General features: G+C 63.4%; 19 protein-coding genes. 11 read left to right on the top strand and 8 right to left on the bottom strand.

What is annotated here, in order from left to right; translation table 11 throughout:
• Positions 1-134 precede the first annotated feature (134 nt).
• Together rlmD and cysM are read right to left on the bottom strand one after the other, a co-directional pair.
• Positions 135-1,490, bottom strand: coding sequence for a 23S rRNA (uracil(1939)-C(5))-methyltransferase RlmD (gene rlmD / locus ASF84_RS10895; RefSeq protein ID WP_056838147.1), 1,356 nt, complete (start codon positions 1,488-1,490; stop codon positions 135-137).
• The gene (cysM, locus tag ASF84_RS10890) at positions 1,490-2,392 is read right to left on the bottom strand and encodes a cysteine synthase CysM (RefSeq protein ID WP_056838145.1); all 903 of its coding nucleotides are present in this window, start codon (positions 2,390-2,392) and stop codon (positions 1,490-1,492) included. The genes rlmD and cysM overlap by 1 nt, the downstream gene beginning before the upstream one ends.
• 241 nt (positions 2,393-2,633) lie before the next feature.
• On the opposite strand from cysM, the gene ASF84_RS10885 reads away from it, so the two are divergent.
• The 3 genes from ASF84_RS10885 (at position 2,634) to ASF84_RS10875 (ending at position 6,297) form a co-directional block, all read left to right on the top strand.
• Complete coding sequence (locus ASF84_RS10885; RefSeq protein WP_056839048.1) at positions 2,634-5,387, top strand: ATP-binding protein; 2,754 nt, start codon at positions 2,634-2,636, stop codon at positions 5,385-5,387.
• Between the two features lie 71 nt (positions 5,388-5,458).
• Positions 5,459-5,896, top strand: coding sequence for a hypothetical protein (locus tag ASF84_RS10880; RefSeq protein ID WP_056838143.1), 438 nt, complete (start codon positions 5,459-5,461; stop codon positions 5,894-5,896).
• Complete coding sequence (locus tag ASF84_RS10875; protein ID WP_056838141.1) at positions 5,893-6,297, top strand: META domain-containing protein; 405 nt, start codon at positions 5,893-5,895, stop codon at positions 6,295-6,297. Before ASF84_RS10880 ends, ASF84_RS10875 begins: the two co-directional genes overlap by 4 nt.
• Positions 6,298-6,396: 99 nt before the next feature.
• Here ASF84_RS10875 and ASF84_RS10870 read toward each other — a convergent pair whose 3' ends face one another.
• Positions 6,397-6,858: a TlpA disulfide reductase family protein gene (locus ASF84_RS10870; RefSeq protein WP_056838140.1), complete on the bottom strand. Its 462-nt coding sequence runs from the start codon at positions 6,856-6,858 to the stop codon at positions 6,397-6,399.
• 126 nt (positions 6,859-6,984) lie between these two features.
• Between ASF84_RS10870 and arsC the strand changes: the two genes are divergently transcribed.
• The 3 genes from arsC to ASF84_RS10855 all read left to right on the top strand — a co-directional run bounded on the left by arsC (position 6,985) and on the right by ASF84_RS10855 (position 8,875).
• Positions 6,985-7,338 (top strand): arsenate reductase (glutaredoxin), encoded by a 354-nt coding sequence (arsC, locus tag ASF84_RS10865; RefSeq protein ID WP_056838138.1) that lies wholly within the window; start codon positions 6,985-6,987, stop codon positions 7,336-7,338.
• On the top strand, positions 7,335-7,940 hold the full coding sequence (gene wrbA, locus ASF84_RS10860) for an NAD(P)H:quinone oxidoreductase (protein ID WP_056838136.1): 606 nt from the start codon (positions 7,335-7,337) through the stop codon (positions 7,938-7,940). Before arsC ends, wrbA begins: the two co-directional genes overlap by 4 nt.
• Before the next feature lie 263 nt (positions 7,941-8,203).
• Positions 8,204-8,875, top strand: coding sequence for a DNA-3-methyladenine glycosylase I (locus ASF84_RS10855; protein ID WP_056838134.1), 672 nt, complete (start codon positions 8,204-8,206; stop codon positions 8,873-8,875).
• On the opposite strand, the gene ttcA is transcribed toward ASF84_RS10855, so the two are convergent.
• Positions 8,869-9,696 (bottom strand): tRNA 2-thiocytidine(32) synthetase TtcA, encoded by an 828-nt coding sequence (gene ttcA / locus ASF84_RS10850; RefSeq protein WP_056838132.1) that lies wholly within the window; start codon positions 9,694-9,696, stop codon positions 8,869-8,871. The genes ASF84_RS10855 and ttcA overlap by 7 nt on opposite strands.
• Before the next feature lie 315 nt (positions 9,697-10,011).
• On the opposite strand from ttcA, the gene ASF84_RS10845 reads away from it, so the two are divergent.
• Both ASF84_RS10845 and ASF84_RS10840 read left to right on the top strand, forming a co-directional pair.
• Positions 10,012-10,611: a Yip1 family protein gene (locus ASF84_RS10845; RefSeq protein ID WP_056838130.1), complete on the top strand. Its 600-nt coding sequence runs from the start codon at positions 10,012-10,014 to the stop codon at positions 10,609-10,611.
• Positions 10,612-10,712: 101 nt separating this feature from the next.
• Positions 10,713-11,207, top strand: coding sequence for a SprT family zinc-dependent metalloprotease (locus tag ASF84_RS10840; protein WP_056838128.1), 495 nt, complete (start codon positions 10,713-10,715; stop codon positions 11,205-11,207).
• A 58-nt stretch (positions 11,208-11,265) separates the two neighbouring features.
• Here the strand turns inward: ASF84_RS10840 and ASF84_RS10835 are convergent, their stop codons facing one another.
• The 3 genes from ASF84_RS10835 to ASF84_RS10825 all read right to left on the bottom strand — a co-directional run bounded on the left by ASF84_RS10835 (position 11,266) and on the right by ASF84_RS10825 (position 14,964).
• The gene (locus tag ASF84_RS10835; RefSeq protein ID WP_056838126.1) at positions 11,266-12,612 is read right to left on the bottom strand and encodes a dicarboxylate/amino acid:cation symporter; all 1,347 of its coding nucleotides are present in this window, start codon (positions 12,610-12,612) and stop codon (positions 11,266-11,268) included.
• 331 nt (positions 12,613-12,943) lie between these two features.
• The gene (locus ASF84_RS10830) at positions 12,944-14,290 is read right to left on the bottom strand and encodes an ATP-binding protein (protein WP_056838124.1); all 1,347 of its coding nucleotides are present in this window, start codon (positions 14,288-14,290) and stop codon (positions 12,944-12,946) included.
• Positions 14,287-14,964, bottom strand: coding sequence for a response regulator (locus tag ASF84_RS10825; RefSeq protein WP_056838122.1), 678 nt, complete (start codon positions 14,962-14,964; stop codon positions 14,287-14,289). Before ASF84_RS10825 ends, ASF84_RS10830 begins: the two co-directional genes overlap by 4 nt.
• A gap of 239 nt (positions 14,965-15,203) precedes the next feature.
• Between ASF84_RS10825 and ASF84_RS10820 the strand changes: the two genes are divergently transcribed.
• The gene (locus ASF84_RS10820) at positions 15,204-15,992 is read left to right on the top strand and encodes a dienelactone hydrolase family protein (RefSeq protein WP_056838120.1); all 789 of its coding nucleotides are present in this window, start codon (positions 15,204-15,206) and stop codon (positions 15,990-15,992) included.
• Between the two features lie 168 nt (positions 15,993-16,160).
• Positions 16,161-16,880 carry a 4'-phosphopantetheinyl transferase family protein gene (locus ASF84_RS10815; protein ID WP_056838118.1) on the top strand — a complete coding sequence of 240 codons (720 nt, stop codon included), beginning with the start codon at positions 16,161-16,163 and terminating at the stop codon, positions 16,878-16,880.
• A 1-nt stretch (position 16,881) separates the two neighbouring features.
• On the opposite strand, the gene fhuF is transcribed toward ASF84_RS10815, so the two are convergent.
• The gene (fhuF, locus tag ASF84_RS10810; protein ID WP_056838116.1) at positions 16,882-17,589 is read right to left on the bottom strand and encodes a siderophore-iron reductase FhuF; all 708 of its coding nucleotides are present in this window, start codon (positions 17,587-17,589) and stop codon (positions 16,882-16,884) included.
• A gap of 583 nt (positions 17,590-18,172) precedes the next feature.
• Between fhuF and ASF84_RS10805 the strand changes: the two genes are divergently transcribed.
• Positions 18,173-21,088 (top strand): ribonucleoside-diphosphate reductase subunit alpha, encoded by a 2,916-nt coding sequence (locus ASF84_RS10805; RefSeq protein WP_056838114.1) that lies wholly within the window; start codon positions 18,173-18,175, stop codon positions 21,086-21,088.
• Positions 21,089-21,177: the final 89 nt, after the last annotated feature.

Here is a 21,177-nt window from a genome sequence, read left to right as displayed (position 1 = left end):
GATGAATAGCGCCGACAGTCGCCTGCCTTCTTGCGCGAATGCCACTTGCGGGGCCCACAAGCACCGGCATTCGCGGGCCGGTCGGATTAAACGAGATTCCCTGTCAGTACCGGCTCGATCCTCTGAACCGTTGCTCACTCACTCATTTCGAATAAAGCCATCGCCTCGACATGCGCCGTCTGCGGAAACATGTCGAGAATTCCGGCGCGTTTTAACCGGTAGCCCTGCCTGACCAGCTCGACCGTGTCGCGGGCCAGGGTTGCCGGGTTACATGACACATATAACAGGCGCCGCGCGCCTGACTGGCCGATCTGGCGCACCACATCAAAGGCGCCATCGCGCGGTGGGTCCAAGAGTACCGCAGAACACCCGTCTACAGCGCCCTCTGCCACCGCCTGCGAGCCGGAAAGATCGGCCTGGCGGAACGTGACGTTGGCCAGCCCGTTGGCCTGGGCGTTGAGGGCGGCGCGCTCGACCATCGTCTGCACGCCCTCGATGGCCAGTACTTCAAGCACCTGGCCGGCCAGCGGCAAGGCAAAGTTGCCCAGCCCGCAGAACAGGTCCATGACCCGCTCATGAGGCTGCGGCGCCAGCCAGTCCAGCGCCTGCTCGATCATCAACGTGTTGACCTGCGCATTGACCTGGATGAAATCGCCGGGGCGCCAGGCCAGGCTCAGGTTCCAGGGCTCAAGCCGATAGCCCAGCGCCTGCGTCGGGTCGACCGGGTATGGCTCGCCGTCACCGTGCAGCCAGAGCTGCGCCTGATGAGCCTTGCAAAAGTCATGCAGGATGCCCAGGTCGGCCTCGACCAGGGGTGCGGTATGACGCAGCAACAGGGCGCGCGAGGTGCCGCTGAACAGCTCGACATGCCCCAATGCCTGGGGTTTGCCAAGACGTGCGAGCAAGGCCGGCAGTTGCGCCATCATCGGTTGCAGCTCAGGCACCAGCACCGGGCAATGACCGATGGTGACAATATCCTGACTGGCTGCCGCCCGAAAACCGACGTCCAGCCGTCGCGCCTTCTGGTCCCAGCGCACCGCCACCCGCGCCCGGCGCCGGTAACCCAGCTCGGGGCCGACCAGGGGCGCCGCCCATTGCTCGGGCGCTACACCGGCCACGCGCTGCAGCTGCTCGGCCAGCATCTCCTGCTTGAGCGCCAGTTGCTGGGCGTGGGGCATGTGCTGCACGCTGCACCCGCCGCAGCGGCCGAAATACTCACAGGCCGCCGGCCGACGCGCCTCGCTGGCCTTGAAGACCCGCTCGGTGCGCGCCTCGACCACCTTGCCCCGGGCATTGAGCACCCGCGCCTCGACGTCTTCGCCGGCCAGGCTGCCGGTGACAAACCAGGTGCGGCCTTCGACGAAGCCGATCCCGCGGCCATCACTGGCCAGGCGCTCGATGACCAGGCGCTGCTTCTTGCCGACCGGCACCTGGGTGTTTTTCACCCCGCCGGCAGGCTGGAAGCGCAGCCCTCGTTCGTGTTTGGCCATCAGTTGGGGGCGTCGTAGACGCCGGTCGACAGGTAGCGGTCGCCGCGGTCACAGATAATGGCGACGATCACGGCGTTCTCGACTTCACGCGACAGGCGCAGCATGCCGGCCACGGCACCGCCGGAGGACACGCCGCAGAAAATGCCTTCTTCGCGTGCCAGGCGACGCATCACATCCTCGGCCTCGGCCTGGCCCATGTCGATGATCCGATCGACGCGATCGGACTCATAGATACGCGGCAGGTACTCTTCGGGCCAGCGGCGGATACCGGGGATGGCAGCACCTTCCATCGGTTGCAGACCGACGATCTGCACCGCCGGGTTCTGCTCCTTGAGGTAGCGCGAGGTGCCCATGATGGTGCCGGTGGTGCCCATCGAACTGACGAAATGAGTAATGGTGCCAGCGGTCTGCTGCCAGATTTCCGGGCCGGTGCTGGTGTAGTGCGCCTGCGGGTTGTCACCGTTGGCGAACTGGTCCAGGACCTTGCCGCGGCCTTCGGCCTGCATGCGTTCGGCCAGGTCGCGGGCACCTTCCATGCCCTCTTCCTTGCTGACCAGGATCAGTTCGGCGCCATAGGCGGTCATGGCGGCCTTGCGCTCGGCACTGGAGTTGTCCGGCATGATCAGGATCATCCGGTAACCCTTGATGGCCGCCGCCATCGCCAGGGCGATGCCGGTGTTGCCGGAGGTGGCCTCGATCAGCGTGTCACCGGGCTGGATCTGGCCGCGCCCTTCGGCACGGGTGATCATCGACAGCGCCGGGCGGTCCTTGACCGAGCCTGCGGGGTTATTACCTTCAAGCTTCAACAGGAGGGTATTGCGGGTGTCGCCACCGATACGCTGCAGGCGCACCAGTGGTGTGTTGCCGATGCAATCGGCAATGGTTTGATACTGCAGGGTCATGGCGTATTCGCAATCCAGACTGCGGGGGTGCCTATCATAACGGCAAACGCCCAAAGCCCATATCACGCAAAGTGAGGCACTTATCACTAAAAAGAATAAGTCACTGCCGGCTTTGTCGTACGCCCGGCGCGCTGCCCGGCCCGCCAAGGCTGTAACATGCGTCCATTGAATGACTACACTGCCTGTGCCGTATGTCTGTTTCCGACAGCGTGCCAACCTGACCTGCCGCCGGAGAATGCATGTGCTGACCAAGCTGGGTATCAAGAGCCGGGTCCTGTTGCTGACCATCCTGCCCACCAGCCTCATGGCGCTGGTGCTGGGCGGCTACTTCACCTGGATGCAACTCTACGAATTGCAAAACCAGCTACTGACCCGGGGCGAGATGATCACCCGGCAACTGGTGCCGCTGGCCGCCCCGGCGCTGGGCCATGCCGACAAGGCCGTGCTCAACCGCATTGCCACCCAGACCCTAGAGGAGGACGACGTGCGCTCGGTGACCTTCCTGGACGCCGAACGCAACGTACTGGCCCATGCCGGCCCCAGCATGCTCAACCCGGCCCCCACCGGCCAGGGCCCGCAACTGGTCAACAGCACCGGCAGTGACGCCACCCGCTACCTGCTGCCGGTGTTCGGCAACCAGCGGCACCTGACCGGTGCCGTCATTGCCAATGAAGCTGATCGCCTGCTGGGCTGGGTCGAGCTTGAAATCACCCACAACGGCACCCTGCTGCGCGGCTACCGCAGCCTGTTCGCCAGCCTGCTGCTGATCCTGACGGGCCTGGCGATAACCGCCGCCCTGGCGCTGCGCATGAGCCGCAGCATCAATCAGCCGCTGGGACGCATCAAGCAGGCGGTCAGCCAGCTCAAGGAAGGCCACCTGCAAACCCGCCTGCCACCGCTGGGCAGCCAGGAGCTGGACGAGCTGGCATCCGGCATCAACCGCATGGCCTCGACCTTGCAGAATGCCCAGGAAGAACTGCAGAACAGCATCGACCAGGCCACCGAAGACGTGCGCCAGAACCTTGAGACCATCGAGATCCAGAACATCGAGCTGGACCTGGCGCGCAAGGAGGCGCTGGAGGCCAGCCGCATCAAGTCGGAGTTTCTGGCCAACATGAGCCATGAAATCCGTACGCCGCTCAATGGCATTCTGGGCTTTACCCATTTATTGCAGAAAAGCGAGCTGACCCCGCGCCAGAACGACTACCTCAACACCATCGAGAAGTCCGCCGACAACCTGCTGAGCATCATCAACGAGATCCTCGACTTCTCGAAGATCGAGGCCGGCAAGCTGGTGCTCGACAGCATTCCGTTCAACCTGCGCGACCTGTTGCAGGACACCCTGACCATCCTCGCCCCTGCTGCCCATGCCAAGGAACTCGAACTGGTCAGCCTGGTGTACCGCGACACGCCGCTGGCGCTGACCGGCGACCCGCTGCGGCTCAAGCAGATCCTGACCAACCTGGTCAGCAACGCGATCAAGTTCACCCGCGAAGGCACCATCGTCGCCCGCGCCATGGTCGAGGAAGAAACCGAAGACAGCGCGCAACTGCGCATCAGCGTGCAGGACACCGGCATCGGCCTGTCCAGCCAGGACGTGCGGGCGTTGTTCCAGGCCTTCAGCCAGGCCGACAATTCACTGTCGCGCCAGCCCGGGGGCACCGGGCTGGGGCTGGTGATTTCCAAGCGTCTGATCGAGCAGATGGGCGGCGAGATCGGCGTCGACAGCACGCCAGGGGTCGGCTCGGAATTCTGGATCAGCCTGAAGCTGCCCAAGGCCCGCGACGACACCGAAGATCAGGCTCACCATCCGTTGCAAGGGGTGCGCGTGGCCGTGCTGGAGCGTCATGAACTGGCCCGCCAGGCGCTGGAGCACCAACTGGAAGACTGCGGGCTGGAGCCTGTAACCTTCAAGAACCTGGAAAGCCTGATCAACGGCGTAACCGTGGCCCACCAGACCCCGACCGCGTTCGAGCTGGCGGTGCTGGGCGTGACCCGTTACGACATTCCGCCCGAACGACTACGCCAGCATATCTGGGACCTGGAAAACCTCGGCTGCAAGGTGCTGGTGCTGTGCCCGACCACTGAGCAGTCGGTGTTCCAGGTCTCGGTGCCGGACCTCTATACCCAGTTGCAGGCCAAGCCGGCGTGCAACCGCAAGCTGCACCGGGCCTTGTCGGAACTGATCACCCCCAAGGTGGTGCGCGCCGACACCAGCGTACCGCTGCCCAGCCGGGCGCCGCGCATCCTGTGCGTGGACGACAACCCGGCCAACCTGCTGCTGGTGCAGACCCTGCTGGAAGACCTGGGCGGCATTGTGGTCGCGGTCGACAGCGGGTATGCCGCCGTACAGGCGGTGCAGAACGACACCTTCGACCTGGTGCTGATGGACGTGCAGATGCCCGGCATGGACGGGCGCCAGGCCACCGAGGCGATTCGCGACTGGGAGGCGGAGCGGCAAAGCAGCCCCATTCCCATCGTGGCCCTCACCGCCCATGCCATGGCCAACGAAAAACGCTCGCTGCTGCAAAGCGGCATGGACGACTACATGACCAAGCCGATCGGCGAGCGACAACTGGCCCAGGTGGTGCTCAAGTGGACCGGGCTGGCGCTGCGCAGCGGGCAGCCGGAGAGCCCGGCCGAGGCCGCCGCCAGCCATCTGGGACCGCTGGTGCTCGACCACGAGGAGGGCCTGCGCCTGGCGGCCGGCAAACCGGACCTGGCCGCCGACATGCTGGCCATGTTGCTGGCCTCACTGGATGCCGACCGCGAAGCCATCCGTGCCGCCCGCAGCGCCACCGACATCCAGGCGTTGATCGAGCGCATCCACCGCCTGCACGGCGCCACCCGCTACTGCGGCGTGCCGCAACTGCGTGCCGCCTGCCAGCGCGCCGAAACCCTGCTCAAGCAGGACGCCCCGCAGGCCGACCAGGCCCTCAACGACCTGGACAAGGCCATCGCCCGCCTGGCGGCCGAAGCGCGCGTCACGGCGTGACACAGCCGCTTGTGGCTCGTGGCTTGCCGCTGGCGTGCCCGTGCTAAGATGGCGCGCATTTTGGAGGACCCATGGCCGAACACGATTTCCGTTACAGCATGCTCAACCCGCAACACACCCTGACCGAATGCCGCACTTTGGCACCGGGCCGCTACCAGGTCACCGGCAATGGCGGCTCGATCCATGAAGGCGACCAGTTGCTGGTCACCCTCAAAGGCAGCAAGTCGCTGTACATGCGCCTGAACGTCGAGAAAGTCCGCCACCTGATCAACCCGCCCGGGCAATGGGTCGCGGTGGCCAAGGGGCCGGTGTTCGATGAACTGATCATCCATGAGTGGAAGGTCAACTGTGACAGCTGCAGCACCGAACTGACCTTCGAGTTCTCGGTCGAGAGCAAACTGGGCGCCAAGGCACAGAAACCAGCCGCCGCTGCCCGCATTGCCGAGCTGGGCTGGAAAGCCGAGGGCGACAAGCACTACTGCCGCAAATGCCAGGCGCAACCTTCATGAAACGCCTGGCCCTGACCGGCCTGGTCGGTGCGCTGCTGCTGGCCGGCTGCGCCAGGCAGCCTGTGGCGCAGATCGAACAGGACAAAAGCTATGTGCTGGAGTGGATCGGTGAACGCCCGCTGATCGACCGCAGCCACCTGACCATGACCCTGGGCCGCGACGGCAGGGCCTACGGCAATGCTGGCTGCAACCACTGGTTTGCGTCCTACAGCCTGCAAGGCCAGATGCTGACGTTCGACAAGGTGGGCAAGACCCGCAAGCTCTGCGTCGAAGCCGTCATGGAGCAGGAACAACGCTTCCTCGACGCCCTGCCCGGCACCCGGCGCTGGGACATCTCACCGATCCAGCAACTGCGGCTGTGGCCGGCCGAAGGCCAGCCGCTGCGGTTCTGGCCGGAATAGCCGTGTAGCGACCACCGATCGCGAATGCCGCCATGAATCTTGCGGGTCTTTTCGCGACCGTTGGTCGCTCCTACAGTTCTGGTGTTGCATGTGCAGCCCCTATGGGCGCAGGGCCTTGAGCCGGTCCATGATGATCTCGGCGCTCTGCTCGCCCAGCAGTTGCTCGCGCATCTTGCCCTTGTCATCAATGATGTAGGTCACCGGCAGCGCCTCGGCCGGCGGCAGCTCAAAGCGCTCGGCCGGGTCCTGGGCCAGGACAGTGAACTTGATGCCCAGCGCCTCGGCGGCCTTTTTCAGCTCGTCACCTTGCAGGTTGTCGAAGTTGACCCCCAGCACCGTGACCTTATCGCCCTTGAGCTGCTCGTTCAGGGCATTGAATTCGGGGATTTCGGTCCGGCACGGACCACACCACTCGGCCCAGTAGTTGATCACCAGCCAGTGCTTGTCGATGCGCTCGCTGGCGACTTTCTGGCCATTCTGGTCAGTGCCCAGGTCTGCGCCGCACCCACTGAGCAACAGGCTGCCCACCAGTGCCATCACTGCTGCCAATCGCCTTGCCATCTGTCTTTTCCTCTTTTGACCTGACCGTACTTATATCGCGCAATGCAACCGTGGGCGACTGTCTATGTCGAACGGTTACATGGCGCAGGTAGAATACGCGCCACCTTGTATGGATGCGACCCGCCAATGACCGATCTGACGCTTTATCACAACCCGCGCTGCTCCAAATCCCGCGCCGCGCTTGAACTGCTGCAAGCCCGCGACCTGGCCCCGGAGGTTGTCCTCTACCTGCAGACACCGCCCGATGCCGCGCACTTGCGCCAGTTGCTCGACAAGCTGGGCATCCCGGCCCGGCAACTGCTGCGCAGTGGCGAAGACGAGTACAAGAGCCTGAACCTGGCTGACCCGTCCTTGAGCGACGCGCAATTGATCGACGCCATGGTCGCGCACCCCAAACTCATCGAGCGGCCGATCCTGGTCGTCGGCGACCGTGCCGTGATCGGCCGGCCACCGGAAAACATCCTGGAGCTGCTAGCGTGAGCACACCTTATATTCTGGTGCTGTTTTACAGCCGCAACGGTGCCACCGCCGAAATGGCCCGGCAGATCGCCCGCGGCATCGAACGGGGCGGCCTGGAAGCCCGACTGCGCACGGTGCCGGCCGTTTCGGCCGACTGCGAAGCCACCGCGCCGGCGATTCCCGACAGCGGCGCGCCGTATGCGACCCTGGACGACCTCAAGCACTGCCACGGCCTGGCGCTGGGCAGCCCGACCCGCTTCGGCAACATGGCTGCACCGCTCAAGTATTTTCTCGACGGCACCAGCAACCTGTGGCTGACCGGCGCCCTGGTCGGCAAGCCAGCGGGCGTGTTCACCTCCACCGCCAGCCTGCACGGCGGCCAGGAAACCACACTGCTGTCGATGCTGTTGCCCTTGCTGCACCACGGCATGCTGATCACCGGCCTGCCGTACAGCGAGTCGGCGCTGGTAGAAACCACCGGTGGCGGCACCCCGTATGGTGCCAGCCACCACGCCGGCGCCGATGGCAAGCGCGCGCTGGACAAACACGAAACCGACCTGTGCCGCGCCCTCGGCCAGCGCCTGGCCAACACCGCGCTATTGCTCTCATCCAATACAAAATAACTGACTGATTTTATTGCCTATTGAATTCACCCGTAGGAGCGCGCTTGCCCGCGACCGAGTGCGTAGCGCTCGCAAAATGTGTGAAGCGATGCAATTTTTTGATGCAAACACATTCAAAATCTCGGAAACGCTGAAAATTTACGACTGCTGCGCACTCGGTCGCGGTGGTCCGGCATTCCGGCAAGCGCGCTCCTACACCGCCGGTGTTCGCTGCACGGCAGCACAGTGCCGGGCCTGCGGGTGATGCCCTACCAGGAGTTTCGATGCTCGATTACAAATGGCTTCACGAATACTGCCTTAACCGTTTCGGTTCGGCCAAGGCGCTGGAAGCCCAATTGCCGGTGCCGAAAACCACGCGCCAGTTGCTGGCAATCGGTGATGATCGCTACCTGTCGACCCTGGCGCTGCGGGTATTCCGTGCCGGGCTCAAGCACAGCCTGGTGGACGCCAAGTGGCCAGCCTTCGAGCAAGTGTTCTTTGGCTTCGACCCGGAAAAGGTCGTGCTGATGGGCGCCGATCACCTGGAGCGGCTGATGCAGGATGCGCGCATCATCCGCCACCTGGGCAAGCTCAAGAGCGTGCCGCGCAATGCGCAGATGGTGCTGGACATTGCCCAGGAGCATGGCAGTTTCGGGCAGTTCATCGCCCAGTGGCCGGTCGAGGACATCACCGGCCTGTGGCAGTACCTGCACAAGCACGGCAGCCAGTTGGGCGGGCTGTCGGCGCCGCGCTTCTTGCGTATGGTCGGCAAGGACACCTTCGTGCCGAGCAACGATGTGGTGGCCGCGCTCAATGCCCAGGACATCGTCGACAAGGTGCCGGGCAGCAAGCGCGACCAGGCCGCCGTGCAGGCCGCGTTCAACCAGTGGCAGGCCGAAAGCGGCCGGCCGCTGTGCCAGCTTTCAGCGATGCTGGCCTTTACCGTCAATCACTGAAGGTTGACCACATTGACGAAGCGCGAGGCTGCGCTTTCGTCCATGCGCAGGCTGGTGAAGTCGAACAGGTTGCGGTCGGCCAGTTGCGACGGCTGGACGTTCTGCAGGGCGCGGAAGATGCTTTCGGTGCGCCCCGGGGTTTTGCGCTCCCAGTCCACCAGCATGTCCTTGACCACCTGGCGCTGCAGGTTTTCCTGCGAGCCGCACAGGTTGCACGGAATGATCGGAAAGCCCTTGAAGTCCGAATAGGCCTGGATGTCCTTCTCATGGCAGTACGCCAGGGGGCGGATCACCACGTTGCGACCGTCATCGGAGCGCAGCTTGGGCGGCATGGCCTTGAGCGCGCCGTTGAAGAACATATTGAGAAAGAAGGTCTCGACGATGTCGTCGCGGTGATGACCCAGCGCCATCTTGGTCGCGCCGATTTCGTCGGCAAAGGTGTACAGCGTGCCACGACGCAGGCGCGAGCACAGCGAGCAGGTGGTCTTGCCTTCGGGAATCAGCTCCTTGACCACCGAGTAGGTGTCTTTCTCGACGATGTGGTACTCGATGCCCAGGCCGGCCAGGTACGCCGGCAGTACGTCCTCGGGAAAGCCGGGCTGCTTCTGGTCCATGTTCACCGCCACGATGTCGAACCTGATGGGCGCCACCTTCTGCAGGTGCATCAGCACATCGAGCATGGTGTAGCTGTCCTTGCCGCCGGACAGGCAGACCATGACCTTGTCGCCCTCCTCGATCATGTTGTAATCGCTCACCGCTTCGCCGGCCAGCCGACGCAGGCGTTTCTGCAGTTTGTTCTGATTGACTGAAAGAGTGCCCATGGTGCTGGTGGTATCCGCTGCAAGATGTCGACAAATGGCCTGGAGCGCAAGGTTCCGGCAAGACCGCTGAAAAGGCCGCTATTTTACGCATAACCTCGACATCCTTGAACATGCCATCGCCCTCGCTATTAGCCGTGCCGCGCACATTGCCAATCGCTCTAAGGGCATTCGTTCGCAGTGGGCACCACTTTCTATACTCCCAGATGAGGCCCGCCGGCCGACCCCGGCCCCGCCTTTGTCCCGGCGGCGGTGATCCGCCAGTGCCCAAGCCCTCCGGGCCGGGATGTGTCTTGCACGCTGATTGGGAGTCAACCTGTGATCAATCATGTCTGGGGCCTGTTCACTCACCCCGAACGCGAGTGGCAGCAGATCCGCAAGGAAGACGAAAGCATTCGTCACATTTACCTCACCCACACCCTGCTGCTGGCGGCCATTGCGCCGTTGTGTGCCTATATCGGCACCACGCAGGTCGGCTGGACCCTCGACGAACGGCCCCCTGTGCTGCTCACGCAAGTCAGTGCGCTGCGCATGGCCTTGCTGTCGTACCTGACCCTGCTGGCCGGGGTCGGCATCATGGGCGGCTTCATCCACTGGATGGCGCGCACCTATGGCGCCAGGCCGAGCCTGGCACGCTGCATCGCCTTTGCCACCTACACCGCCACGCCGCTGTTCATCGGCGGGCTGGCAGCCCTTTACCCACACCTGTGGCTGGGCGTACTGGCCGGCGCGGCGGCCATCGGCTACACGGTGTACCTGCTGTACACCGGCTTGCCACCGTTCATGAATGTGTCGGCTGAAGAAGGCTTCATGTTCTCCAGTGCCATTCTCTCGGTCGGCCTGGTGGTGCTGGTGGCGATCATGGCCTTCACCGTCGTGCTGTGGGGGCTGGGCGCCGGCCCGCAGTACATCGGCTGAACCACAACAGCATCCGGTCGCCTGGGACGGGCAGGCGACCATCGGGTTTCCAGCCCGTGGGCGCCTTCGGCATAATGGACCCTTCTGGAGAGTTGTCACGCATGCCCGAGCTACTGAAGTCCCGAGTCGAAACCTGTTACCAGCAAGCCGAAGCGTTCTTTAAGCGCCCGTTCAAACGCCCCGTCGTCAGCTTCGAGCTGCGCGGCCAGAAGGCCGGTGTGGCGCACCTGCACGAGAACAAACTGCGTTTCAACCCCCAGCTGTACCAGGAAAACAGCGAGGACTTCCTGCGCCAGACCGTGCCGCACGAAGTGGCCCACCTGGTCGCCCACCAGTTGTTCGGTTCCGGCATCCAGCCCCACGGCCAGGAATGGCAACTGATCATGCGTGGCGTCTACCAACTGGCGCCCAACCGCTGCCACAGCTATACGGTGCAGCGGCGCCAGGCCACCCGTTACATCTACCTGTGCCCGTGCCCGGACAGCGACTTTGCCTTCACCGCGCAACGCCATCGGCTGGTGATGAAGGGCCGGCGCTACCTGTGCCGGCGCTGCAAACAGGCGCTGACCTTCAGTGGCCATGTCCGCGTCGAATAACGCCTTTGCCTGAAACGAAAAAACCCATCCGAAGATGGGTTTTTTCATGCCTCAAGCGTTAAACGACAGGCTTGGTGGTGCTCACCGGGGCCGGGCCTTCAGCCACGCCCAGGTCGTCTTCGTGACGGGTTTCAACGATGGAGGTACCACCGGAAGCCAGCTCGGACTGCAGCTTGTCAGTGTCCAGCTCGCCGACCCACTTGGCCACGACCACGGTGGCGACGGCGTTACCGACCAGGTTGGTCAGGGCGCGGGCTTCGGACATGAAGCGGTCGATACCCAGGATCAGCGCCAGACCGGCCACCGGCAGGTGACCTACGGCCGACAGGGTGGCCGCCAGGACGATGAAGCCGCTACCGGTCACGCCAGCAGCACCTTTGGAGGACAGCAGCAGCACCAGCAGCAGGGTGATCTGGTGGGTGATGTCCATCTGGGTGTTGGTCGCCTGAGCGATGAACACGGCCGCCATGGTCAGGTAGATCGAGGTGCCGTCGAGGTTGAACGAGTAACCGGTCGGAATGACCAGGCCGACAACCGACTTCTGTGCGCCCAGGCGCTCCATCTTGATCAGCATGCGTGGCAAGGCCGATTCCGAAGAGGACGTACCCAGCACGATCATCAGTTCTTCACGGATGTAGCGAACCAGTTTCAGGACGCTGAAACCATGTGCACGGCAGATCGCGCCCAGCACCAGCACCACGAACAGTACGCAGGTGATATAGAAGCAGATCATCAACTGGCCCAGTTGCACCAGCGAGCTGACACCGTAGGCACCGATGGTGAAGGCCATGGCACCGAAAGCACCGATCGGGGCAAGCTTCATGATCATGTTGATGATGTTGAACATGACATGGGCGAAGCGATCGATGAAGTCCAGTACCGGACGGCCGTAGGCACCCAGGCGATGCAGGGCGAAGCCGAAGATCACCGAGAACATCAGCACTTGCAGGATGTCACCGGTGGCGAAGGCACCGACGATGGTGTTCGGGATCACGTTGAGGATAAAGCCGACGATGCTCTGGTCCTTGCTCGCGGTCACATAAGCGGCGATCTTGGAGGCGTCCAGGGTGCTGACGTCGATGTTCATGCCGGCGCCCGGCTGAACCACGTTGACCACGATCAGGCCGATGACCAAGGCCAGGGTGGAGACGATTTCGAAGTACAGCAGCGCGTAGCCACCGGTCTTGCCGACCGATTTCATGTTCTGCATGCCGGCGATGCCGCTGACAACGGTACAGAAGATGATCGGGGCGATGACCATTTTGATCAGCTTGATGAAACCGTCACCCAGCGGCTTGAGGGCCTTGCCGGTGTCCGGATAGAAGTGACCGATCAGGATACCGATCACGATGGCCACGATGACCTGGAAGTACAGCGTTTTGTAGAAGGGCTGACGAGTCGTCATTGCAGTTATCCTCAAGGGCACGCCCGCACAGTTCATCTGATGCTGACGTTGCCTATAAAGCGCTAACCCTCCTGCACTGGAGGGATTTGTTTTGGTCGAGCTGCGCGTGGCAGGTCTCTGCAACCTGTATAGCAACACGCATGCCAGCCTGCGGAACTTTTCTGAAAGCCCCGCGTGGCAAGGGTTGTCCTTGTGACGATAGTCCTGATCGGGAAAAGCGAGTGGCGGATTTCCGCCTGATTGCAGGTAAATCCGCTGAGGCGTGGCGGGTATCCGCCGCGTATGCAGGGTGCTGGCCTGCAGTGGGCTGGCGACACCAGCCCCGCCCGCCTCACTCGGCCATGAAGTGAATCCGGAACAACGCGCCGCCCAGGGGCGAGTCTTCCAGGGTCAGGTGAGCGTTATAGCTTTCGATGATGTCCTTGACCACGGCCAGACCAATGCCCTGCCCCGGATTCTGCCGGTCCAGACGCTCGCCGCGCTGCAGGATGCGCGCACGCTGGTTGGGCGGCACCCCAGGGCCGTCGTCTTCGACGCACAGCTCATCGCCACCGGGACCACTGACAAAGCTGACCCGCACCTCGCCCAGGCACAGGCGATAGGCGTTTTCCAGCAGGTTGCCGAGCATTTCCATCAGCGCAGCTTCTTCCATCGGCACCTGGCCGTGATCGGGCAGGTCCAGGCTGACCCTGACGGTCTTGTCGCGGTACACCTTCTGCAAGGTGTTGCACAGGCTCTCGACCACCGGGCGCAGCTTGACGTGGTGACGCACCAGGCCGCTCTTGCGCAGGCTGGCACGTTGCAACTGATAGCCGATCTGCTGGCTCATGCGCTCGATCTGCGATTGCAGCACCCGCGCCTGCTCGACGTCCTCGGGGCGCTTGGCAATGTTCTCGCTCACGCCCTGCAGCACCGCCAGCGGGGTTTTCAGGCTGTGCGCCAGGTCACCCAACGAATCGCGGTAGCGGATACGCTGTTCGCGCTCGCTGCGCAACAGCCGGTTGAGCGAGTCGGTCAGGCGCAGCAACTCGCTGGGATGATCCTCGCCCAGGCTGTCGCGCACCCCGGCCTCGACCTGGTCCAGCTCCTTGCTGACCCCCTTGAGGGCGCGCAGTCCCCAGGTCAGCCCCAGCCACAACAGCCCCAGCAACACCACCAGCGCCGCACCGAAGCCCAGGTAAAGCTTCTTGCGCAAGCCGCCGACGGTTTCCTGATAACCACGCAAGGACTGCACGGCCACGATGCTGAACGCCACATTGCGACCGCCCAGCAGGCGGATCTCGACGTCATAGACAAAGAACTCCTCGCCCTCGGCATTCTTGATGCGGGTGAACTTGCTGCCCTGGCCGTCATAGTACGGGTGGTAGTTGATGTCTTCGGCCTCAGCGGCCAGCGAACGCCACACCAGTTGGCCCTGGCGGTTATAGATGTAACCCAGCAGGCGGCTGCCGGGCAGGTTGAACTGCTCGCCGGGCAACAGCGACGGCATCAGCAGATGGCCGCCCTCGACCCTGGCGGCGGAAATCAGCGTGGTCACATCCGAGGCCAGGCGCTGCTCGATGGCGCCGCGCAGGGCCATGCTGAACCCGCCTTGCAAGGCCGGCAGCATCAGCAGCATGAAAATCACGGCCAGGGTCGCTGCGCCCAGCATCAGGCGCAGGCGCAGCGAACGGATCATGTGCAGCGCTCAGTGAACAGATACCCCATGCCGCGCACGGTTTCGATGGGTTTGAAGGCCGCTGCCGCATCGAGCTTGCGGCGCAGCCGGCCGACCAGCACCTCGATGACGTTCGGGTCGCGCTCGTCGTCATCGGGGTACAACTGCTCCATGAGCCGCTCCTTGGGCACCACCTGCTGGTGATGCAGCATCAGGTACTCGAGAATCCGGTACTCATAGGCGGTCAGTGCCAGCGGCTGCTCCTGCAACGTGGCCTGCTTGCGGTTGAGGTCCAACAGCAAGGGCCCGGCAGTGATGGTCGACTGGATAAAGCCGCTGGAGCGGCGCAACAGGGCATTGAGTCGCGCTTCGAGCTCTTCGAACTGGAATGGCTTGACCACATAGTCGTCAGCGCCGGCGGCCAGGCCCTCGACCTTGTCCTGCCAGTTGCCACGGGCGGTCAGCACCAGGATCGGAAACGACTTGCCCAGCGCCCGCAACTGCCGGATCAGGTCCAGCCCGCCCAGCCCCGGCAGGCCCAGGTCGATCACCGCCAGGTCGTGGTTGAACTGCCCGACCTGGTACAGCGCCTCTTCGGCATTGGCCACCGCCTCCACCACATGGCCCGCCTCGCCCAGGCGCGTGTGTAAATGGTGGCGCAGCAGCGCCTCGTCCTCGACCACCAACAACTTCATGCTCTCTCCCGGGCGTCCATGACCCCTTCAGGATGAAAAAACCGGCCATCGTTCAAGCCCGATGCGCAGGCGCTCATGATAACGACCTTCGGCGGCGGCGCCATACGCCCAACCGACATTGCCACGCTATGGCCCCACAGTAATGGCCAGGCCCTGAACTTCGACTGAACCTGCCGTGCATCGATACCCGCAAATCGGCTAGGCTTGGCCTTCCCAATGGTATTGAAAAGGATTCTCGCATGCGCGTCTTGATTGGATTGACCCTCATGGGCCTGGCCGGACTGGCCCAGGCTGCGATCAAGACCGAGCAGGTCAACTACAAGAGTGCCGACGGCACGCCGCTGGTGGCTTACTACGCCTACGACGATGCCATCAAGGGCCCGCGCCCGGGCGTGCTGGTGGTGCATGAATGGTGGGGGCTGAACGACTACGCCAAGCGCCGCGCCCGTGACCTGGCCGAACTGGGCTACAGCGCCATGGCCATCGACATGTACGGCGACGGCAAGAACACCGAACACCCCAAGGATGCCATGGCCTTCATGCAGGCGGCCCTCAAGGACAGCGATGCGGCCAACCAGCGCTTCGATGCGGGCCTTGAGCAACTGAAGAAACAACCGCAGACCCAGCCGGACAAGATCGCCGCCATCGGCTACTGCTTCGGCGGCAAGGTGGTGCTCGACGCCGCCCGTCGCGGCGAGCCCTTGGCCGGCGTGGTCAGCTTCCACGGTGCGCTGGCGGCCCAAAGCCCGGCCAGACCGGGCATCAAGGTGCCGCTGCTGGTCGAACACGGCGCCAGCGACAGCATGGTCACGGCCAAGGACGTCGCCGCGTTCAAGCAGGAAATGGACGCGGCCGGTGCCGACTATAAATTCGTCAGCCTCGAAGGCGCCAAGCATGGCTTCACCAACCCGGATGCCGACCGCCTGAGCCACGGCGACCATGGCGGCCCGGACATCGGCTACAACAAGGAAGCCGACCAGCGCTCGTGGGCCGACATGCAGGCGTTTTTCAAGAAAATCTTTGGCTGATCCCACACCTTGCCGTAGGAGCGCGCTCTGCCCGCGACCGGCTGCGTTAGCAGTCGTAAATTTGTGGCGTTTCATCTATCTCTGCGAGCGCTGCGCACTCGGTCGCGGGCAAGCGCGCTCCTACGCCCCCTATACCAGACACCTGTTTAGCGATAGAACTTGCAGCCCATGACCTCATCCTTGCCCACCTGTTGCCCCGATCTCAAGCCGGACTGGCCTCTGCCCTATGCGATTGAAGGGGTGGTATTAACAAGCGCGCATTTCGATCCCGGGCAACTGCTCCCTGAAGACTGGCAACGTTGCCAGATCGACCCGCCGGCCAGTATCCAGCGCTCGGTTGCCAAGCGTCAGACCGAGTTTCTCGCCGGGCGCCTGTGTGCCCGTGACGCCCTGCGCCGGCTCGATGGCCGTGCCTGTGTGCCGGCCATCGGCGAAGACCGCGCGCCGGTCTGGCCAGCCGGTATCTGCGGCTCGATCACCCACAGCACCGGCTGGGCCGCCGCCATCGTTGCGCAGCAGGCGCACTGGCGCGGCCTGGGCCTGGACGCCGAACACCTGCTCGATGCCGAGCGTGCCCGGCGCCTGGCCGGCGAGATCCTCACCGCCGAGGAGCTGACCCGCCTGCACAACCTGCCCGCCGAGCAGATCGCGCTGTGCGTCACCCTGACCTTCTCGATCAAGGAAGCACTGTTCAAGGCGCTGTACCCGCTGGTGGGCAAGCGTTTCTATTTCGAGGACGCACATGTGCTGGAATGGTCCGCCGATGGTCAGGTACGCCTGGGCCTGCTCTGCGACCTGTCCGCGGAGTGGCACCACGGCAAGCAGTTGCAGGGCCAGTTCGGCCTGCACAACGACCACCTGCTGAGCCTGGTGGCCATTGCCCGCTGAATCAGTCGCACGGCAACGGGCAGTGCTCGCAACGCCCGACCCATTGCACCTGGTAACTCAGGCAACAGCTGCGCCGTTGGCGACGTGGCGCACCCTCGGCCTGCGCCACATGGGTCACCGTATTGAACAGCGGATTGGCGCGGCCATCGCTGCGTCGCGAGTGCCTGAGCAACGGCCAGCCGTCCTGCGCCAGGGCCGGGTCGATGCGCTCCAGGTGCCGCAGGCACTGCTCCAGCGTATCGCCCGCGCTGCTCCACAACACCGCGCGCGGCAACGGACCATAAGCGCTCAGCGCTTCGATGAACGGCTGCAGGTTGTCATCGAGCAGTGCAGCAAAGCGTTGCCACGGCGCCTGCGCCACTGCCGGCCTGAAGCCGCCCGGCTGCAGGAATTGCAGGCCCACCGGCACCCCGCGCTCATCCAGCGCCAGGGCAATGTCTGCCAGTGCCAAGGGCCAGTGCCAGCCGTACGCCAGGTCAGCGGCCAGCACCGGCGGGATCAGGTGCATGAAGTAGTACTTGGCCCATTGCGACACCAACACCGGTTTGTGACGGGCCATCAAGGCCGCTCCATACACGCCCTCAAGCAGCGCATCGAGTCGCTCGGCCCTCAACAAGGCCGGCACAGGGACACCGGCCGGGGCCGTAGCGTGCGCCAATACGCTCCGACCAAAGGCCTGCAATTCACCGTCAAACACCCCTGGGTTCATGAGACTCCTTTCTGGCCGCTGTGTGATGCACGAAACACGCCAGATCACCCTTGCACATTGGAAATTCTGTGATAGGGTTCGCGCCCGCAAAAATCAGTGGTCAGTTCGTCGGGAAATATAAAAATCAGGTAAACGCGGCCCGCCCATAAGTTATGCGGGCTGAGGGGTAATCATGCACAGCTTTACTCACAACCTATCCACAGGCAGTGCGTTGAAGTACCGCGCAAAACGCATTATCTTGTAGCCCCTGAACGCAACAGACCCTACATGTGGGGTTTAGCCCCAAAATCAAAAGCACAACTTCAAGTCAGGTTTCAAGCCTTTTTATCGAACCGTCGAGGTTGAACTTACCACCGGTTTCACAGACCAAGCGCTCGCGCCAAGGGCTGAGGTTCACAGGACCACCACTACGCACGTCCTGCAATGACCGACCGGCATTCTTCAAATGATTTCCAGGCACTGGGCCTTCCCGGTGCCTTTGACTTTTCAAGCCGGGGAGCGGCGCCCAACCCTCCTCAAGCCGGTACCCGCCGGCACGGTGGGCAGTATTGCCCGAACATACTCAAAGACTGTGGAGACCCCCATGCAGACAGACACAACTCGCGAGAATCAGCCGGCCAGCGCGCCGCACGCGAGCCAGGCCCAACAGGACCTGAGCGCGACCGCCCCCGGTCAATTGCGTGTAATCAAGCGTAACGGCACTGTCGTCCCGTACACCGACGACAAGATCACGGTCGCCATCACCAAGGCGTTCCTCGCAGTTGAAGGCGGCAATGCCGCCGCTTCGTCGCGCATCCATGACACCGTTGCCCGCCTGACCGAGCAGGTCACCGCCACCTTCAAGCGTCGCATGCCTTCGGGCGGCACCATCCACATCGAAGAAATCCAGGACCAGGTCGAACTGGCCCTGATGCGCGCCGGCGAGCAGAAGGTCGCCCGCGACTACGTGATCTACCGTGATTCGCGCGCCAAGGAACGTGCCGGCCGCGCCGCCGCCGACGTGACCATCAAGCCGCATCCGTCGATCCGCATCACCCGTGCCGACGGCAGCCTCGAGCCGCTGGACATGGCGCGCCTGAACACCATCGTCACCGAAGCCTGCGAAGGCCTGGCCGAAGTCGACGCCGCGCTGATCCAGAACGAAACCCTGAAAAACCTGTATGACGGCGTGGCCATCAAGGACGTCAACACCGCCCTGGTGATGACCGCCCGTACCCTGGTCGAGCGCGAGCCGAACTACTCGTACGTCACTGCCCGCCTGCTGATGGACACCCTGCGCGCCGAAGCCCTGGGTTTCCTGAGCGTGGCCGACAGCGCCACGCACCACGAGATGGTCGACCTGTACGCCAAGGCCCTGCCGGCCTACATCGACGCCGGCATCAAGAACGAGCTGCTGGACCCGGAGCTGGCCAGCTTCGACCTGGAAAAGCTCGGCAAGGCGATCAACCACGAGCGTGACCAGCAGTTCACCTACCTGGGCCTGCAGACCCTCTACGACCGTTACTTCATCCACAAGGACGGCGTGCGCTTCGAACTGCCGCAGATCTTCTTCATGCGCGTGGCCATGGGCCTGGCGATCGAAGAGAAGCAGCGTGAAGACCGTGCCATCGCGTTCTACAACCTGCTGTCGTCCTTCGACTACATGTCGTCGACCCCGACCCTGTTCAACGCCGGCACCCTGCGTCCACAGCTGTCGAGCTGCTACCTGACCACCGTGCCGGACGACCTGTCGGGCATCTACCATGCGATCCACGACAACGCCATGTTGTCCAAATTCGCCGGTGGCCTGGGCAACGACTGGACCCCGGTGCGTGCATTGGGCTCGTACATCAAGGGCACCAACGGCAAGTCCCAGGGCGTGGTGCCGTTCCTCAAGGTGGTCAACGACACCGCCGTGGCAGTCAACCAGGGCGGCAAGCGCAAGGGCGCGGTCTGCGCCTACCTGGAAACCTGGCACATGGACATCGAAGAGTTCATCGAGCTGCGCAAGAACACCGGTGATGACCGCCGTCGCACCCACGACATGAACACCGCCAACTGGATTCCTGACCTGTTCATGAAGCGCGTCTTCGATGACGGCCAGTGGACCCTGTTCTCGCCTTCGGAAGTGCCGGACCTGCACGACCTGACCGGCAAGGCCTTCGAAGAGCGCTACGAGTACTACGAAGCGTTGACCGAATACCCGGGCAAGATCAAGCTGTTCAAGACCATCCAGGCCAAGGACCTGTGGCGCAAGATGCTCTCGATGCTGTTCGAGACCGGCCACCCGTGGCTGACCTTCAAGGACCCGTGCAACCTGCGCAGCCCGCAGCAGCACGTGGGCGTGGTCCACAGCTCGAACCTGTGCACCGAGATCACCCTGAACACCAACAAGGACGAGATCGCGGTCTGCAACCTGGGCTCGATCAACCTGCCGAACCACATCGTGGACGGCAAGCTCGACACCGCCAAGCTCAAGCGCACCATCGATGTGGCCGTGCGCATGCTCGACAACGTGATCGACATCAACTACTACTCGGTGCCGCAGGCGCGCAACTCCAACCTGCGCCACCGTCCGGTCGGCCTGGGCATCATGGGCTTCCAGGACGCGTTGTACCTGCAGCACATCCCTTACGGTTCCGACGCCGCCGTGCAGTTCGCCGACGCTTCGATGGAAGCGGTCAGCTATTACGCCATCCAGGCTTCGTGTGACCTGGCCGACGAGCGCGGCGCCTACGAGACGTTCCAGGGTTCGCTGTGGTCCAAGGGCATCCTGCCGCTGGACTCGCAACAGATCCTGATCGAAGCCCGTGGCCAGAAGTACATCGATGTCGACCTGAACGAAACCCTGGACTGGGCGCCGGTGCGTGCCCGCGTACAAAAAGGTATTCGTAACTCGAACATCATGGCCATCGCGCCGACCGCGACCATCGCCAACATCACCGGCGTGTCGCAGTCGATCGAGCCGACCTACCAGAACCTGTACGTGAAATCGAACCTGTCGGGCGAGTTCACCGTGATCAACCCGTACCTGGTACGCGACCTCAAGGCCCGCGACCTGTGGGACTCGGTCATGATCAACGACCTCAAGTACTACGACGGTTCGGTGCAGCAGATCGAGCGCATCCCGCAGGAACTCAAGGCGCTCTACGCCACCGCGTTCGAAGTCGACACCAAGTGGATCGTCGATGCCGCCAGCCGTCGCCAGAAGTGGATCGACCAGGCGCAGTCGCTGAACCTGTACATCGCCGGTGCCTCGGGCAAGAAGCTGGACGTGACCTACCGCATGGCCTGGTACCGTGGCCTGAAAACCACCTACTACCTCCGTGCCCTGGCCGCGACCAGCACCGAGAAGTCGACCATCAACACCGGCAAGCTCAACGCCGTTTCCAGCGGTGGCCACGGCCCGGACGACTCGTCCATCGCCGCCCCTCGCCCGAGCGAAGCCGCGCCGGCCGGTCCTGCACCGGTGCCGAAGGCCTGTGCGATCGACGAGCCGGATTGTGAGGCTTGCCAGTAAGGCAAGCGGCTTGACCCTTGTAGGCCCGGCTCGTTTCTTATGAAACAGCCGGGCTTTTTTATGCGCCCGACAACTGCACTTTTTGACTA

The sequence above is a fragment of the Pseudomonas sp. Leaf127 genome (assembly GCF_001423155.1).
Lineage (GTDB): Bacteria > Pseudomonadota > Gammaproteobacteria > Pseudomonadales > Pseudomonadaceae > Aquipseudomonas > Aquipseudomonas ovata.
This window is presented reverse-complemented; position numbering and strand designations above follow the sequence as displayed.

Coding starts and splice junctions, on each gene's coding strand:
- arsC (WP_056838138.1), top strand. CDS start 6,985: ATGACCGATCTGACGCTTTATCACAACCCGCGCTGCTCCAAATCCCGC.
- ASF84_RS10815 (WP_056838118.1), top strand. CDS start 16,161: ATGACCTCATCCTTGCCCACCTGTTGCCCCGATCTCAAGCCGGACTGG.
- ASF84_RS10840 (WP_056838128.1), top strand. CDS start 10,713: ATGCCCGAGCTACTGAAGTCCCGAGTCGAAACCTGTTACCAGCAAGCC.
- ASF84_RS10820 (WP_056838120.1), top strand. CDS start 15,204: ATGCGCGTCTTGATTGGATTGACCCTCATGGGCCTGGCCGGACTGGCC.
- ASF84_RS10880 (WP_056838143.1), top strand. CDS start 5,459: ATGGCCGAACACGATTTCCGTTACAGCATGCTCAACCCGCAACACACC.
- ASF84_RS10805 (WP_056838114.1), top strand. CDS start 18,173: ATGCAGACAGACACAACTCGCGAGAATCAGCCGGCCAGCGCGCCGCAC.
- ASF84_RS10875 (WP_056838141.1), top strand. CDS start 5,893: ATGAAACGCCTGGCCCTGACCGGCCTGGTCGGTGCGCTGCTGCTGGCC.
- fhuF (WP_056838116.1), bottom strand. CDS start 17,589: ATGAACCCAGGGGTGTTTGACGGTGAATTGCAGGCCTTTGGTCGGAGC.
- ASF84_RS10830 (WP_056838124.1), bottom strand. CDS start 14,290: ATGATCCGTTCGCTGCGCCTGCGCCTGATGCTGGGCGCAGCGACCCTG.
- ASF84_RS10825 (WP_056838122.1), bottom strand. CDS start 14,964: ATGAAGTTGTTGGTGGTCGAGGACGAGGCGCTGCTGCGCCACCATTTA.
- ASF84_RS10835 (WP_056838126.1), bottom strand. CDS start 12,612: ATGACGACTCGTCAGCCCTTCTACAAAACGCTGTACTTCCAGGTCATC.
- ttcA (WP_056838132.1), bottom strand. CDS start 9,696: ATGGGCACTCTTTCAGTCAATCAGAACAAACTGCAGAAACGCCTGCGT.
- ASF84_RS10870 (WP_056838140.1), bottom strand. CDS start 6,858: ATGGCAAGGCGATTGGCAGCAGTGATGGCACTGGTGGGCAGCCTGTTG.
- ASF84_RS10855 (WP_056838134.1), top strand. CDS start 8,204: ATGCTCGATTACAAATGGCTTCACGAATACTGCCTTAACCGTTTCGGT.
- rlmD (WP_056838147.1), bottom strand. CDS start 1,490: ATGGCCAAACACGAACGAGGGCTGCGCTTCCAGCCTGCCGGCGGGGTG.
- cysM (WP_056838145.1), bottom strand. CDS start 2,392: ATGACCCTGCAGTATCAAACCATTGCCGATTGCATCGGCAACACACCA.